The sequence below is a fragment of the Tenacibaculum sp. SM2510 genome (assembly GCF_057002845.1).
This window is the reverse complement of record NZ_CP192703.1, coordinates 1,975,702-1,990,211: the sequence shown is the minus strand read 5'-3', so window position 1 is coordinate 1,990,211 and position 14,510 is coordinate 1,975,702. Positions and strand designations below refer to the sequence as shown.

At 32.3% G+C, this 14,510-nt stretch carries 17 protein-coding genes; 7 read left to right on the top strand and 10 right to left on the bottom strand.

The window, feature by feature from the left end; all coding sequences use genetic code 11:
- The first annotated feature begins 1 nt into the window (after position 1).
- From ACQ629_RS08895 to mgtE, 3 genes are all read left to right on the top strand, one after another.
- Positions 2–193 (top strand): hypothetical protein, encoded by a 192-nt coding sequence (locus ACQ629_RS08895; protein ID WP_483704226.1) that lies wholly within the window; start codon positions 2–4, stop codon positions 191–193.
- Positions 194–261: 68 nt separating this feature from the next.
- Positions 262–1,065: a 16S rRNA (adenine(1518)-N(6)/adenine(1519)-N(6))-dimethyltransferase RsmA gene (gene rsmA, locus ACQ629_RS08890; RefSeq protein WP_483704224.1), complete on the top strand. Its 804-nt coding sequence runs from the start codon at positions 262–264 to the stop codon at positions 1,063–1,065.
- A gap of 41 nt (positions 1,066–1,106) precedes the next feature.
- Complete coding sequence (gene mgtE / locus ACQ629_RS08885; protein WP_483704222.1) at positions 1,107–2,456, top strand: magnesium transporter; 1,350 nt, start codon at positions 1,107–1,109, stop codon at positions 2,454–2,456.
- Here the strand turns inward: mgtE and ACQ629_RS08880 are convergent.
- A complete protein-coding gene (locus ACQ629_RS08880; RefSeq protein ID WP_483704220.1) occupies positions 2,443–3,135 on the bottom strand; it encodes a LysE family translocator in 693 nt (230 codons plus the stop codon). The two genes, mgtE and ACQ629_RS08880, sit on opposite strands and share 14 nt — an antisense overlap.
- Positions 3,136–3,160: 25 nt before the next feature.
- Positions 3,161–4,210, bottom strand: a complete 1,050-nt coding sequence (locus ACQ629_RS08875; protein ID WP_483704218.1) for a 2Fe-2S iron-sulfur cluster-binding protein — start codon at positions 4,208–4,210, stop codon at positions 3,161–3,163.
- 161 nt (positions 4,211–4,371) lie between these two features.
- Between ACQ629_RS08875 and ACQ629_RS08870 the strand changes: the two genes are divergently transcribed.
- The 3 genes from ACQ629_RS08870 to ACQ629_RS08860 are packed head-to-tail and all read left to right on the top strand — an operon-like array spanning position 4,372 to position 6,045.
- Positions 4,372–4,710: a PadR family transcriptional regulator gene (locus tag ACQ629_RS08870; RefSeq protein ID WP_260585497.1), complete on the top strand. Its 339-nt coding sequence runs from the start codon at positions 4,372–4,374 to the stop codon at positions 4,708–4,710.
- Between the two features lies 1 nt (position 4,711).
- Positions 4,712–5,344, top strand: coding sequence for a hypothetical protein (locus tag ACQ629_RS08865; protein ID WP_483704216.1), 633 nt, complete (start codon positions 4,712–4,714; stop codon positions 5,342–5,344).
- 2 nt (positions 5,345–5,346) lie between these two features.
- Entirely contained in the window at positions 5,347–6,045 is a 699-nt protein-coding gene (locus ACQ629_RS08860) for a hypothetical protein (RefSeq protein ID WP_483704214.1), read from the top strand.
- A 105-nt stretch (positions 6,046–6,150) separates the two neighbouring features.
- Here the strand turns inward: ACQ629_RS08860 and rsmI are convergent, their stop codons facing one another.
- The gene (gene rsmI / locus ACQ629_RS08855) at positions 6,151–6,822 is read right to left on the bottom strand and encodes a 16S rRNA (cytidine(1402)-2'-O)-methyltransferase (RefSeq protein ID WP_483704212.1); all 672 of its coding nucleotides are present in this window, start codon (positions 6,820–6,822) and stop codon (positions 6,151–6,153) included.
- Positions 6,823–6,860: 38 nt separating this feature from the next.
- Here rsmI and dxs point away from each other — a divergent pair, with 38 nt between their 5' ends.
- Positions 6,861–8,630, top strand: coding sequence for a 1-deoxy-D-xylulose-5-phosphate synthase (gene dxs, locus ACQ629_RS08850; RefSeq protein ID WP_483704210.1), 1,770 nt, complete (start codon positions 6,861–6,863; stop codon positions 8,628–8,630).
- 157 nt (positions 8,631–8,787) lie between these two features.
- Here the strand turns inward: dxs and ACQ629_RS08845 are convergent, their stop codons facing one another.
- The 7 genes from ACQ629_RS08845 to atpB form a co-directional block, all read right to left on the bottom strand.
- Positions 8,788–9,279, bottom strand: coding sequence for a hypothetical protein (locus ACQ629_RS08845; RefSeq protein ID WP_483704208.1), 492 nt, complete (start codon positions 9,277–9,279; stop codon positions 8,788–8,790).
- Between the two features lie 89 nt (positions 9,280–9,368).
- Positions 9,369–10,229: an ATP synthase F1 subunit gamma gene (gene atpG, locus ACQ629_RS08840; RefSeq protein WP_483704206.1), complete on the bottom strand. Its 861-nt coding sequence runs from the start codon at positions 10,227–10,229 to the stop codon at positions 9,369–9,371.
- A 72-nt stretch (positions 10,230–10,301) separates the two neighbouring features.
- Positions 10,302–11,882 (bottom strand): F0F1 ATP synthase subunit alpha, encoded by a 1,581-nt coding sequence (gene atpA, locus ACQ629_RS08835; RefSeq protein WP_483704204.1) that lies wholly within the window; start codon positions 11,880–11,882, stop codon positions 10,302–10,304.
- 19 nt (positions 11,883–11,901) lie between these two features.
- Positions 11,902–12,459: an ATP synthase F1 subunit delta gene (atpH, locus tag ACQ629_RS08830; protein WP_483704202.1), complete on the bottom strand. Its 558-nt coding sequence runs from the start codon at positions 12,457–12,459 to the stop codon at positions 11,902–11,904.
- Between the two features lie 7 nt (positions 12,460–12,466).
- Positions 12,467–12,964 carry a F0F1 ATP synthase subunit B gene (locus tag ACQ629_RS08825; RefSeq protein ID WP_483704200.1) on the bottom strand — a complete coding sequence of 166 codons (498 nt, stop codon included), beginning with the start codon at positions 12,962–12,964 and terminating at the stop codon, positions 12,467–12,469.
- Positions 12,965–13,055: 91 nt separating this feature from the next.
- Positions 13,056–13,244 carry an ATP synthase F0 subunit C gene (gene atpE / locus ACQ629_RS08820; protein ID WP_053973883.1) on the bottom strand — a complete coding sequence of 63 codons (189 nt, stop codon included), beginning with the start codon at positions 13,242–13,244 and terminating at the stop codon, positions 13,056–13,058.
- A 34-nt stretch (positions 13,245–13,278) separates the two neighbouring features.
- Positions 13,279–14,421, bottom strand: coding sequence for a F0F1 ATP synthase subunit A (atpB, locus tag ACQ629_RS08815; RefSeq protein WP_483704198.1), 1,143 nt, complete (start codon positions 14,419–14,421; stop codon positions 13,279–13,281).
- Positions 14,422–14,510: the final 89 nt, after the last annotated feature.

Genomic DNA, 14,510 nt, shown 5'->3' with positions numbered 1-14,510 from the left:
TATGAAAGAGAAAATTTATAAGAACAGAAAAAAAATACTTTTTACAGGTGTTTTTCTAACCGTTTTAGGTGTTATTATAGGGTACTGCACATACGGAACCGAACCTTGGGAAACCATCGGTGGTTTTTTAAGTGGTTTTGGCATAGCAACATCAATCATAACATTCGGGTTTAAAGATCCAGCAAATAAATAATCAAAAAAATAGTAATACAAGGATTTTTATTTACTCTTGTTTCTAATAACTTTTTATCATAAATAACTATGACTGTAAGAGCAAAAAAACATTTAGGACAGCATTTTTTAACCGATGAAGACATCGCTAGAAAAATAGCAGATGCATTAACCGAAAACGGATATGATGATGTATTAGAGATTGGTCCTGGAATGGGTGTTTTAACAAAATACTTGTTAGAGAAAAAACCTAAAATTACAGTAATGGAAATCGATTATGATTCGGTTGCTTATTTAAAAGATACTTTTCCGTTAGAACATATTAAATTAGACACCACTTCCAAAAAATTCGAAATTCTTGAAGGTGATTTTTTAAAAACCGACTTAACAGCTGTTTTTAAAGGTAAACAAGTAGCTATTATTGGGAATTTTCCATATAATATTTCTACTCAAATTGTGTTTAAAGCAATTGAGTACAGAGAATTTGTTCCCGAATTTGCAGGAATGTTTCAAAAAGAAGTCGCCAAAAGAATCGCAGAAAAAGAAGGAAGTAAAGTGTACGGAATTATGTCTGTCTTAACACAAGCTTTCTTTGATGTAGAATATTTATTTACGGTTCCGCCTACGGTATTTAATCCACCGCCAAAAGTAGATTCTGGAGTTATAAGACTTATCAGAAAAGAAAACTACACCTTACCTGTTGATGAAAAACTATTTTTTAGAGTTGTAAAAACATCATTTAACCAACGAAGAAAAATGTTACGCTCGAGCTTAAAATCTTTCAATATTTCAGATTCATTAAAAGAAGACCCTATCTTTACAATGCGTCCCGAGCAATTATCGGTAGATCGATTTATAGAATTGACAAAAAAAATAGCTGAAGACAATAACTAAAGATTATTTAAATCTCGTTTATCGAGTAAAATTACATAAAGATGGCATTTGAAATCACCCAAGAACTTCTAGAAAATGTAACCCAATACATCGAATCTAAAAACGATACTGCTCTTAAGGAGTTTTTTAAGGAAATTCACCATGCCGATATTGCTGAGATATTAGACGAATTGCCTTTTGAAGAATCGGTTTATATTATTCGTTTATTAAAAAGTGAAACAACATCAGAGGTATTAATGGATGTTGATGATGATGTTCGTGAAAAAATACTTGAACAATTAACTGCAAAAGAAATTGCAGAAGAAATAGATGAGCTTGATACCGATGATGCTGCCGATGTAATTTCCGAACTTCCTGATGATAGGAAAAAAGCGGTAATGCGTGAAATTGATGATGATGAGCATGCCAAAGAAATTGTAGAATTATTACGTTACGACGAAAATTCTGCCGGTGGATTAATGGCAAAGGAATTAGTAAAGGTTAACGAAAATTGGACGATTCCGCGTTGCGTAAAAGAAATGCGCCTTCAAGCAGAAGAAGTTACAAGAGTACACTCTATTTATGTAATTGATGATAATAACAAACTTAAGGGGCGTTTGTCTTTAAAAGACTTATTAATGGCGTCTACAAAGGCAACAATTGCAGAAGTGTATATACCAAAAGTAGATTTTGTAAACGTAACTGACGCAGCAGAAGATGTTGCTAATATTATGCGTAAATATGATTTAGAAGCAATACCCGTTATAGATGAACTCGGTGCTTTAGTAGGTAGAATTACGATTGATGATATTGTAGATGTAATTAAAGATGAAGCTGATAAAGATTACCAATTAGCTGCCGGTATTACACAAGGTGTAGAGGCTGATGATACTATTTGGCAATTAACACGTGCTCGTTTACCTTGGTTATTTTTAGGTTTACTTGGTGGGGTTGGTGCTGCAAGTATTATGAGTGTTTTTGAAGGCGCTATGGTAGATAACGCCATACTATTTATGTTCACACCTTTAATTGCGGCTATGGCAGGTAATGTTGGTGTGCAATCATCAGCAATTATTGTACAAGGTTTAGCTAATGATGATGTAAAAGGTAGTATTACTAGCAGGTTGCTAAAAGAAGTTTCTTTAGCAATGGTTAACGGACTAGCATTAGCGATTTTATTATTTATTTTTATCTTTATAACAGAACAAGATATAAAAGTAGCAGCAGCTATTTCTGCCTCGCTTTTTGTAGTGATAATTGTTGCGGGTTTAATAGGAACTTTTATTCCGTTATTTTTAGATAAACGAGGTATAGATCCTGCAATTGCAACAGGGCCATTTATCACGACAAGTAATGATATTTTCGGAATTCTTATTTACTTTGGAATTGCAAAAGTAATTATTGGTTTTTAGTCTTGTGTTCCATCTTTACGTTCTCGAATAAAGTATCAATCTTATCTTTAGGTATAAAACCTTTTAGCATTAATGCAGCTCCGAATACGATTAATAAAACACCCATTCCTCGTTTTATTCTGTATATAACTAAAGGAGTTAATTTGTTTTTTAGTTGTTTTGCAAGTAGTATTTTACCTAAATCTGTAACTGCATATCCTAAAATTACGGTACCAAAATACCAAAATAAATACTTTGGATTCATATCGTAGGTTGGGCCAACAACTACAATTAAACCTAACCAAAAGGCAAGTACACCAATATTTATAAAGTTTAAAAAAAAACCTTTTAACAGTAGTTTTATGTAATTATTACTTTCAGGTAAAACAACATCAGGGGCTTCCGATTCTTTTTTGTTGTTTTTATCTAAATATGTTATCAATCCGTAAATAATAAGCACAAGGCCACCTACAAGAAATAACCTTGGGTCGTCTTTAATTTTCTCTAATAAACTTCTACTACCAAAATAGGCAATTAACATAAAAGAGATATCACCTAAAACTACACCAATATCAAAAGCAATAGCTGCCCTTGCTCCTTTTAAAACACTTGTTTTTAAAAGCATAAAAAATACTGGCCCAATCATAAAAGCCATGAAAATACCTACTAAAAAGGCGTTTTTAAAATCGTAAAAATCCATTTTTTAAAGATATAATTTTTAACTGCTAAACATCATCAAAATCAACTACTACTTTTGGTGTTGTTGGGTGTGCCATACAGGTTAGAATAAAACCTTCTACTAATTCATCATCTGTTAAAATAGAATTCTTAGACATTACTGCTCTTCCTTCTGTAACTTTAGCAATACAACTGCTACAAACTCCTCCTTGACAAGAATACGGAGCATCTAGCTTATTACGTAAAGAAGCTGATAAAATAGTATCTGTTTTCTCCATCGAAAAAGTAGTTTCTTCATCATCTAACAAAACTGTGATTTCAGATTTCCCATCAGGATAGGTAATAGGAATTTCGTCTTCTGTTGTACTTGCTGTAAATAATTCGAAATGAATGTTCTCTTTCTTAAAATCGTTTTCTTGTAATGTTTCAGAAACTATATCAATCATAACTTCTGGGCCACATAAATAAGCTGCATCAAAAGAAATATCTTTATGAATATTCTTCATAAAATAATTCACATGATTTTTATCTATTCTTCCGAATTTACTGTTATTACGAACCTCTTGACTAAAAATATAATGCAAGTTAAATTGTGTAGGATATTGTGTTGCCAAGGCTGTTAACTCATCGAAAAAGATAGTTGTTTCTGCCTTTTTATTACCAAAAACCAAGGTAAATGTTGCTGTAGGCTCGTTTTCTAACACAGCTTTTATCATCGATAAAACTGGAGTTATTCCACTACCTGCCGCAAATGCAATGTAATTTTTATCCGCCGAAGGTTCTAATATAAATTTACCTTCAGGTTCAGAAATTTCAATTGAAGTATTTTCTTTCAATCTTGTAGTTGCATAGGTAGAAAAAGTCCCCTTTTCAACAGCTTTAACGGCTACTTTAACTTGATTACTATTCGGCGAAGCACATATAGAATACGCTCTGCGAATCTCTTGATCGTTTATTTTAGTTTTTATGGTTATATACTGACCTGCAACAAAAGAATATGCTTCTTTTAATTCGGCAGGAATTGTAAATAATATAGAAACAGCATCGGCAGTTTCTTTAATTATTTTTTCTATCGTTAGTTTATGAAATGTAGACATGTATTCTTTTTAGAGCTGCAAAAATAAGCAATACTAAAGAAACCTTTTGTTAGGAATAACATAAAAATAATACCTAAGAATATTATACATAAGAAAATTATGTATATTTGTTGCGAGTCGCAAAGACAAAAAATAAATAATTACCGTTTAATAATTACAAAATGGGAAATCAGAAATTATATAAAGGTTCGTTACAAACCATCATTTTAAAGCTATTGGCACAAAATGATAAAATGTATGGTTATGAAATTACACAAAAAGTAAAAGAGCTTACCAAAGGGGAATTAAAAATTACCGAAGGTGCTTTGTATCCTGCCTTACATAAATTAGAAGCCGAAGGTTTATTAGATGTTGAAGTTGCCAAAGTAGGGAATCGTTTACGCAAGTATTACAAATTAACCGAAAGCGGCACAAAAGAAACTGCCAATAAATTGGAGGAAATGCAAGAGTTTTTAAAAACAATGCAGCAATTGGTGAATCCTAAATTTAGCCTGGAGTAAGATGGAATTATCAAAAAAACAAATACAAAGAGTAGATAAATACTTAGATATAAAAGGTGTAAAATTCATCGATTTTAGAATTGAAATTTTAGATCATATTATTTCTCAAATAGAACAAAATTTAACTATTGAAAATACTGATTTTGAAACAGTATTTTATCAAGTAACCGACGATTGGAATAAACAACTTAATAATACAACTAGTTGGCTTTTCGGATTTGCATATCCTGCTCCAAAAATTGTTATTAAAAAAGCTAAGAAAGTTTTTACAACTTATTTTATAGTTTCTTTTTTACCACTATTTGTCGCCTTTTTAATTGTTTTAAAAAGTAAAATGATGCTAAATGAAGTATTGGGTTACCTCACTGTTGCATTAACAATAATCTTATTAATAGTTTCATCTTTCTACACCTTTAAAGTTTGGAAATCAAAAGAGAAAACAGTTTATAACTTTATTATAAAAACACAACTTTTAAATTTCCTTGTAATGCCTTTAATTATAATCGGCAACTCTATTGTTGATTTCATAAACGTTGGGGTTTTAGGTTATATGATAGTAACTACTTATGCTATTCGATTATTTTATATAAAACATCAGCAAGAAAAAGAGAAGTATAAATCATTAGTGAAATAACTATGAAACTCACCGAACAAAACATAGATAATTTATACAAATTCACACGTCAGCATTATGTGGAACATTACGATGTGCAAACCGAATTGGTAGATCATTTAGCAAACGATATTGAAAAAATCTTAGCAGAACAACCTACATTATCTTTCGAGCAAGCACGCGATGTTTCTTTTAAAAAATTCGGAATTTTTGGGTTTATGGATGTGGTAGATCAAAAAATTGTTCAATTAAATAAAAAATACTTTAGGCTTATTTTAAGTTTTGTAAAACAATGGTTTCGATTGCCCAAAATTATAATTACACTTTGTTTTATTGTATTGTTTTATCAATTGCAAAATTTAGTGATTGCCTATTATATTTATAGCGGAGTATTTTTTAGTGTTATCTTTTTAGAAACAATTAAAATATTTCATTCAAAAATAAAAATCAACAAAAAAGTGGCATTAACGGGTAAAAAATGGTTATTAGAGGATATTTATTTAAGACAGAGTTTAGGAAACTTAGCTTTAATTATGTTTTACACCTATGATTTGTTTTTACCACACGATACTGGTTTTATTGAAATGAATGAATTTAGTCGTTGGTTTTCCGCAGCTTTAATCGTTTTAATAATTTTGATTGGTTACATCACACTAATTGTGATTCCTAACAAATCAGAAGAATTACTAGCTAATCATTATCCAGAATATAAATTAAGTTAATTCTCTATACGTCAACCTGAACTTGTTTCAGGTTCACATTATAACAAAGTAATTTTTGGTGTGATTCTGAAATAAATTCAGAATGATGTATCAATATTATAAAAACTACTTTTTACCATCAACAATAATAACAATTTCGCCTTTGGCGGGTTTCTCTGTATAATATGATAACACTTCTGTTACTGTTCCTCGTTTGGTTTCTTCAAACAATTTTGTCAATTCTCTAGAAACTGATATTTGTCTGTCTGCTCCAAAATACTCAACAAAATGTGCTAATGTTTTTAATAATTTATGCGGACTTTCATAAAAAATCATAGTACGCGTTTCTTCCGCTAAAAAAGTTAAACGCGTTTGTCGTCCTTTTTTAACTGGTAAAAATCCTTCGAAAACAAACTTATCATTCGGTAAACCAGAATTTACCAAAGCAGGTACAAAAGCGGTGGCACCAGGTAAACAATCAACCTCAATATTATGCTGTACACAAGCTCTTGTAAGTAAAAAGCCAGGGTCAGAAATTGCAGGTGTACCAGCATCTGAAATTAAAGCGCAAGTTTCGCCATTTTTCAACCTATTTAAAACACCATCTACCGATTTGTGTTCGTTATGCATATGATGGCTGTACATTTGTGTAGCAATCTCAAAATGCTTTAATAACTTTCCACTCGTTCGCGTGTCTTCAGCCAAAATAAAATCTACTTCTTTTAAGATTCTAAGTGCTCTTAAGGTAATATCTTCTAAATTTCCAATAGGTGTTGGTACCAAATACAATTTGCTCATACGGCAAAGCTACAACAAAGTTTTAGTACATTTGTGCTATGCCAAAAAAGCTGTTAAAAAATATCAATTTCCCTTCGGATGTTAGGCGTTTGTCTGCAGATGATTTGCCGCTATTGGCAAAGGAATTGCGTGAATTTATTATTGATGTAATTGCCACTAAAGAAGGTCACTTAGGCGCAAGTTTAGGTGTAATAGAACTTACTATTGCCTTGCATTATTTGTTTGATACTCCTAACGATCAATTAGTTTGGGATGTTGGGCACCAGGCATACGGACATAAAATTTTAACAGGCAGAAAAGACATTTTTCATACCAACAGGCAGTTAGGCGGAATTTCAGGATTCCCAAAACGAAGCGAAAGCGAATACGACACTTTTGGCGTTGGGCATTCGTCTACATCAATTTCTGCAGCTTTGGGTATGGCGATTGCTTCTAAATTACAAGGCAGCAACAAACATCATATTGCTATTATTGGTGACGCTTCTATTGCTAGCGGAATGGCTTTTGAAGCCTTAAACCATGCTGGCGATACGAATGCCAATTTATTAGTCATTTTAAATGACAATGCTATTGGTATCGATCCTTCGGTAGGCGCTTTAAAAGATTATTTAACTAGAATTAAATCAACGAGATCAGATATTGAGCAACACAATATTTTTGAAGCTTTAAATTTCGATTATTCTGGCCCTATTGATGGTCATAACTTCGAAGAGTTAATCTTAGAATTAGAACGTTTAAAACAAGTTAAAGGTCCTAAGTTTTTACACGTAATTACCACCAAAGGAAAAGGATTACGACAAGCAGAACTAGATCAAGTAAAATACCATGCGCCGGGTAAATTCGATAAAATATCGGGCGATCTTTTACCTAAAGAAGCAAGTAAGTTTACAAAATTTCAGGATGTTTTCGGAAAAACAATTGTCGAGTTAGCACATAAAAATAAAAAAATAGTAGGTATTACGCCTGCCATGTTAAGCGGAAGCTCGTTAAAACGAATGTTAGATGAATTTCCCGACCGTACTTTTGATGTTGGTATTGCCGAACAACATGCCGTTACTTTGGCGGCTGGTATGGTAACGCAAGGAATTATTCCGTTTTGCAATATTTATTCTACTTTTTTACAGCGCGCTTACGATCAAATAATTCACGATGTTGCCTTGCAAAATTTACCCGTAATCTTTTGTTTAGACAGAGCTGGTTTGGTTGGTGAAGACGGTGCAACACATCACGGAGTATTCGATTTGGCTTACTTACGTTGTATTCCTAATTTAATAATATTCTCGCCTCGTAACGAAATCGAACTGCGAAATATTTTATTTACCGCACAATTGGGCTTAGAAAATCCGATTGCAATTCGGTATCCGAGAGGCTATGGAAAACTAGAAAAATGGCAACTTCCTTTTGAAGAAATCCAAATAGCAAAAAGCGTTTGTTTAAAGCAAGGAAATGGAATAGCAATACTTTCCGTAGGAACAATCGCTGACAACGTTTCTGACGCTATACATCAACTAGAAAACAGCAAAGCAGTGGCGCATTACGATATGCGATTTGTAAAACCTTTAGATAAATCTCTTTTAAATAGTGTTTTTAATCAGTTTGATAAAATAATTACCGTAGAAGACGGAACTGTAACTGGCGGATTTGGTAGTGCTATTTTAGAATATGCTTCAGAAAAAAATTATAAAGGAGCTATTAAAACTCTAGGTATTCCTGATGAATTCATTCATCATGGAACTGTTGATAAATTACAGAAAATTTGTGGCATTGATAGCTCATCTATCAAAAAAGAAATAAGAAGTTTATTGTAGTAAGATAAGCGAACCAAATTGATTCGATTTTTTATATATAAATATATTTTTTGGGTTTTTAAATACTTCTGCACCATCAAAAATTTCAAGTAAACTAAAAAAATGTTGAGATTGATGTTTCTTCTTTTAAAAAAGTAATAGAAAAGTAAAATATTAATTAATCCCTGGCTCTAAATGAACCTTTACTAATAACAAGTATTTTTACTCCAGTTTTATTACAACTTACTAAATTACCTGAAAACAAACCAGATATTACTTCATTATTAACATTTGTTGTAGAGATAAAATTAGACTCATAAAGAATATCTTTACAAACACCAGATAATCTACTATCTGATAAATATTCATATACATCTCCATCAACTATATATATTAAATGAACTAAAGCTTTAGAGCCAATTTCTCCTTCTTCGAATGTAAAACTTATTATTTCATCTGTATTTGAACTTAAATTTCCGGATAAATGGATATAATTTTTATCAGAACTACCCTCAAGATAATTTAAAGTTATATTATCGAAGACTATTTCTTTACCATTTACAGTCATTCTAATTTCATTTTTTGAGTTTAAATTTTGATCATTACTTGAACAAGAATTTATTACAAAAATTGATACTATTAATAATATTTTAAATAAAATTTTATTCATAATATTTTTCAATTTAATAAAGTTAAATACAAATAAAAGCGAAAACTTAATTAAGTTTTCGCTTTTATTTGTATTTAACTAATATTTTTTTAATTCTTTAATGCTTCAGCACCACCAACAATCTCAAGGATTTCATTGGTAATTGCCGCTTGACGTGCTTTGTTATATTTTAATAATAACTCATCACGTAATTCAGTTGCATTATCTGTTGCTTTATGCATTGCTGTCATACGAGCACCGTGCTCAGAAGCGAATGAATCGCGAATTGCTTTATACAATTGTGTTTTTAATGACTTAGGAATCAACTCTAATACAATTTCTTCTTTAGAAGGTTCAAAAACATAATCTAAACTCACGTTTTCATCACTTTCTACTGGTTCAATTGGTAAGAATTGTTCAACCTGAGTAATTTGTGTTGCTGCGTTTTTAAATTGATTGTAAACAAGCTCTATTTTATCATAAGAACCTGCTACATATAAATTCATTAATTTTTCAGCAATTTCAGCAACGTTATCAAAAGTTAAATCATCAAAAATATCGCTTCTATTTTCAATAACATTGTGTTCTTTCGATAAGATATCGTTCCCTTTTTTACCAATCGCTAATAAATCAACAGTAACACCATTGTATTTATTATTAATCGTTTTAATTGTTTCTTTAACAATAGAAGAATTAAAACCACCACACAAACCTCTGTTTGAAGTAATTGCAACTAGTAATACATTCTTTACTTCTCTTTGTGTTGAATATTCTCCACTAGCATCACTATCTAATGTAGCGCTTAAGCTTTGTAATAATTCAGTAAGCTTAGATGAATACGGGCGCATTGCTGTAATTGCATCTTGAGCTTTCTTTAACTTTGCAGCCGATACCATTTTCATGGCAGAGGTAATTTGCATTGTTGATTTAATAGAAGTAATTCTGTTACGTATTTCTTTTAAGTTCGCCATACGAATAGTGTTGAGTATTAAATAGTAAGTATTGAAAAATTGTTTCTCAATACTTACTATTAAAGTCTTTTATTAAGCTGAAAATTTTGCTGAAACTTCTTTTGCAGCTGCTGTTAAAGTATCAATTACTTCATCAGTTAATTTACCTGCTTTTAAAGTATCTAAAGTATCTCTATGCTTTGCATTTAAATACTCAATATAATCTCTTTCAAATTCTTTTACTTTGTTAACCGGTACATCTCTTAACAAGTTCTTAGAACCTGCATAAATGATTGAAATTTGGTCTTCTACAGTATAAGGATCATTCTGTGCTTGCTTCAAGATTTCAACATTACGTTGCCCTTTAGAAATCACATTCATAGTAGCTGCATCTAAATCTGAACCAAACTTTGCGAATGCTTCTAATTCACGATATTGCGCTTGATCTAATTTTAACGTACCAGATACTTTTTTCATTGCTTTAATCTGAGCGTTACCACCAACACGAGATACAGAAATACCTACGTTAATTGCTGGACGAACACCAGAGTTAAATAAATCTCCATCTAAGAAAATTTGTCCATCAGTAATCGAAATTACGTTTGTTGGAATATATGCTGAAACGTCTCCTGCTTGTGTTTCAATAATTGGTAATGCAGTTAAAGAACCTCCACCTTTTACAATTCCTTTTAAAGAATCTGGTAAATCGTTCATTTCACTAGCAATCTTATCATCATTGATTAATTTTGCAGCACGTTCTAATAATCTTGAGTGTAAGTAAAATACATCTCCAGGGTATGCCTCACGTCCTGGTGGTCTTCTTAATAATAAAGAAATCTCACGGTACGCTACTGCTTGTTTTGATAAATCATCAAATACAATTAAAGCAGGTCTACCTGTATCTCTAAAAAACTCTCCAATTGCAGCTCCAGCAAATGGTGCATATACTTGCATTGCTGCAGGATCTGATGCATTTGCCGCTACGATTGTAGTATAAGCCATTGCGCCTTTATCTTCTAACATGTTAGCAATTGCTGCTACTGTTGAAGCTTTCTGACCGATAGCTACGTATATACAATATACTGGTTGCCCAGCATCGTAAAATTCTTTTTGATTTAAAATAGTATCAATTGCAACTGTTGATTTACCAGTTTGACGGTCACCAATAATCAACTCACGTTGACCACGACCTACAGGAATCATTGCATCAATAGATTTAATACCAGTTTGCATTGGTTCAGTTACAGGCTCACGATAAATAACTCCAGGAGCTCTACGCTCTAAAGGCATTTCGTAAGTAGTACCTTCAATTGGTCCTTTACCATCAATAGGCTGACCTAATGTGTTAACAACACGACCAACAATACCTTCACCTGCTCTTAAAGAAGCAATACGTTCTGTACGCTTTACTGTAGAACCCTCTCTTACTGTTGTTGAAGCTCCTAATAATACAACACCTGCATTATCATCTTCTAAGTTTAATACGATACCTTCTAATCCGCCATCGAATTCTACTAATTCACCGTATTCTACATTAGACAAACCGTAAACACGAGCAATACCATCACCTACTTGTAATACAGTACCTACTTCGTTTAACGTTGCTTTCGCTTCGAAATTTGTTAATTGTTCCTTTAAAATTGCTGAAACTTCAGCTGGTTTAATTGCCGCCATCTTTTATAATTTGATGTAATTAAATTTGTGGAATATAATGACTATTGTCAAATTCTCTTCTTAACTCATTGAATTGATTAGAAATACTTGCATCATACTGCACATCTCCAACACGTAAAATAAATCCTCCTATAATATTCGGATTTACTATATTTTCTATACCTGCGCTATTTCCTGTAATTTCTACAATCTTCGCTTGTATTTTTTCTTCTAATTCTTTTGTTAAAACTACTGCTGTAGTAACTTTAGCAACCTGTATCCTTTTATCGTAATCGTAAATAAGAGCGTATTGCTTTGCAATTGCTTCTAACATCATCATACGTTTATTTTCTTCTAATAAGTTAAACAAACCTTTAACGATAGTATTTACTTTATCCCCAAAAAGCGCTAGTAAAACTTTATGTTTCTCTGCAGCTTTAACTACAGGGCTTTTAAGCATTCTTTTTAAATCACTACTATCTGCAATAGTCTCCGCGATAAACTTCATGTTATCGTTTACTAAAGAATCGTTATTAGTTTCTTTAGCAAGATTTAATATTGCTTTTGCGTAACGTAATGCTGGTCTTGCTCCTTTCATCGATTGCTTAGTTTAAAGTAACCTCTTTTAACATTCCTTCAACAAGCTTTAATTGCTCCTCTGGTGATGCTAATTCTTTTCTTACTAATTCTTGAGCGATATCGATAGATAAGTTTGCTACATTTTTCTTTAATTCAGCGATTGCAGCTTGTTGCTCTTGCTTAATTGTTGCCTTCGCATTTTCTATCATGATAGAAGTTTGCTCTTGCGCCTCCCCTTTTGCTTCAGCGATAATACTTTCTTTTATCTCACGAGCATCTTTCATCATTGCATCTCTCTCTGCACGTGCTTCTTTTAATAAACGCTCGTTGTCAGCTTGTAAGTTTTGAATGTCTTTACGAGCACTCTCTGCCTGATCTAATGCACTTTGAATACCTTCTTCTCTTTCATCTAAAGAGCTTAAGATTGGTTTCCAAGCAAATTTTGCTAATAAAAATAATAAAACAAGTAAGATTACTGCTTGCATAGCAAATAACCCAATTGGAAAATCATTAAAAATATCCATAATACTTAAATTGTCTTTTGTTGTTTAATTGTAAAAACACTTCTGCAACCAATCGTTGCAGAAGGTGTTTTTGCTTTTTTTTGAGCCGGAATTATTTTCCTAAAAGTAAAGCACCGAATGCTAATCCTTCTAATAATGCTCCGATAATGATCATCGCTGTTTGAATTTTACCAGCAGCCTCAGGTTGACGAGCAATTCCTTCCATTGCTTTTCCACCAATTTGACCTAATCCGATTCCTCCACCAATTACGATTAATCCTGCTCCAATTAAATTGTACATACTATTTATATTAAATTAAACAAAAATTCAAATCTTAATGACTCGCGTCTGCGTGGTCATGTTCTTCTACTGCCATACCGATAAATAAAGCAGAAAGCATTGTAAAGATAAATGCTTGTAAAAAAGCTACTAATAACTCAATAACAGTTAAAAACAATGTTAACAAGAATGAAATTCCCGTTGCCCCTACCGTTCCGAATTCTGCTTTTAACAACAACATAAGTGCTGCAATACCCATTACTACCGAGTGACCTGCTGTAATGTTAGCAAATAAACGAACTAATAACGAGAATGGTTTAATTAACAAGAAACCTGCTAATTCTAAAACCGCTAATACGGGTCTTAATAATTTTGGTACTCCCGGCATCCATAATGTGTGTGCCCAGAAATCTTTTGTTCCGCTAGAGATATAAACAACTAAAGTAAATAATGCTAAACACACCGTTACTGCTATTTGCCCTGTTATGTTAAAACCTAATGGCGTTAAACCCAACAAATTTGATATCCAGATAAAGAAAAACACAGTTAATAAATAAGGCATAAACCTCTTATATTTCTTTTCACCAATGTTTGGTCTTGCAATTTCGTCTCTTACGTAAATAACTAAAGGCTCTAAAAAACGACCAACTCCCGTAGGAATTGCTCCCTTCTTGTATCCTTTCGCTAAAGAACGAAAACCAAGAACCATTAATAAACCTGCTAATAAGATTCCGAAGATACTTTTAGTAATAGAAAAATCTAATACAGTGTGCGCATTTGTTGCGTGGTGAGTTTCATCAAAAGCAACCTCAGTAGCCCCTTCGTTTAACTCGTATATTTTACTGTGAATTTTTGTTAATTGAACTCCGCCTGCGTCAACAACTAGTTTACCATCATCGTTGTGATGGAATTTAGAGGACATAAACGTTTTTAAACCTTTACTTGTCCAAACAATTACTGGCAACGGAAAGCCTACATGACCTTTTTCTCCTGCATCGTTTGTGTACGAAAACAAAGAGAAATCGTGAGAATCCGCTAAGTGATGTTCAATGTAGTTTTTAATCTCCTCTTTGGTGTCTACTTTTCCACCATCATTATCAGAAGATTTTTGATCTCCTCCTGCTGCAAATGCTCCAAAAGAAGCAAAAACTAATGCTAAAACTGTAAAAAACTTGATAGAATTTTTTGCTATCGTCATGCCTTTTTAAATATAGGGTTATGGTCTCTAAATTTCCGTGCAAAGGTACACATTTAATTAAAACTACAAACCGTTTTTTTATTTAGTTT

Bases quoted from the DNA above. Each gene is read 5' to 3' on its own strand.
- dxs (WP_483704210.1), top strand. From the start codon at position 6,861: ATGCCAAAAAAGCTGTTAAAAAATATCAATTTCCCTTCGGATGTTAGG.
- ACQ629_RS08860 (WP_483704214.1), top strand. From the start codon at position 5,347: ATGAAACTCACCGAACAAAACATAGATAATTTATACAAATTCACACGT.
- mgtE (WP_483704222.1), top strand. From the start codon at position 1,107: ATGGCATTTGAAATCACCCAAGAACTTCTAGAAAATGTAACCCAATAC.
- ACQ629_RS08825 (WP_483704200.1), bottom strand. From the start codon at position 12,964: ATGGATATTTTTAATGATTTTCCAATTGGGTTATTTGCTATGCAAGCA.
- ACQ629_RS08875 (WP_483704218.1), bottom strand. From the start codon at position 4,210: ATGTCTACATTTCATAAACTAACGATAGAAAAAATAATTAAAGAAACT.
- ACQ629_RS08870 (WP_260585497.1), top strand. From the start codon at position 4,372: ATGGGAAATCAGAAATTATATAAAGGTTCGTTACAAACCATCATTTTA.
- ACQ629_RS08845 (WP_483704208.1), bottom strand. From the start codon at position 9,279: ATGAATAAAATTTTATTTAAAATATTATTAATAGTATCAATTTTTGTA.
- ACQ629_RS08895 (WP_483704226.1), top strand. From the start codon at position 2: ATGAAAGAGAAAATTTATAAGAACAGAAAAAAAATACTTTTTACAGGT.
- atpH (WP_483704202.1), bottom strand. From the start codon at position 12,459: ATGAAAGGAGCAAGACCAGCATTACGTTACGCAAAAGCAATATTAAAT.
- atpG (WP_483704206.1), bottom strand. From the start codon at position 10,229: ATGGCGAACTTAAAAGAAATACGTAACAGAATTACTTCTATTAAATCA.
- atpB (WP_483704198.1), bottom strand. From the start codon at position 14,421: ATGACGATAGCAAAAAATTCTATCAAGTTTTTTACAGTTTTAGCATTA.
- atpA (WP_483704204.1), bottom strand. From the start codon at position 11,882: ATGGCGGCAATTAAACCAGCTGAAGTTTCAGCAATTTTAAAGGAACAA.
- ACQ629_RS08865 (WP_483704216.1), top strand. From the start codon at position 4,712: ATGGAATTATCAAAAAAACAAATACAAAGAGTAGATAAATACTTAGAT.
- atpE (WP_053973883.1), bottom strand. From the start codon at position 13,244: ATGTACAATTTAATTGGAGCAGGATTAATCGTAATTGGTGGAGGAATC.
- ACQ629_RS08880 (WP_483704220.1), bottom strand. From the start codon at position 3,135: ATGGATTTTTACGATTTTAAAAACGCCTTTTTAGTAGGTATTTTCATG.
- rsmA (WP_483704224.1), top strand. From the start codon at position 262: ATGACTGTAAGAGCAAAAAAACATTTAGGACAGCATTTTTTAACCGAT.
- rsmI (WP_483704212.1), bottom strand. From the start codon at position 6,822: ATGAGCAAATTGTATTTGGTACCAACACCTATTGGAAATTTAGAAGAT.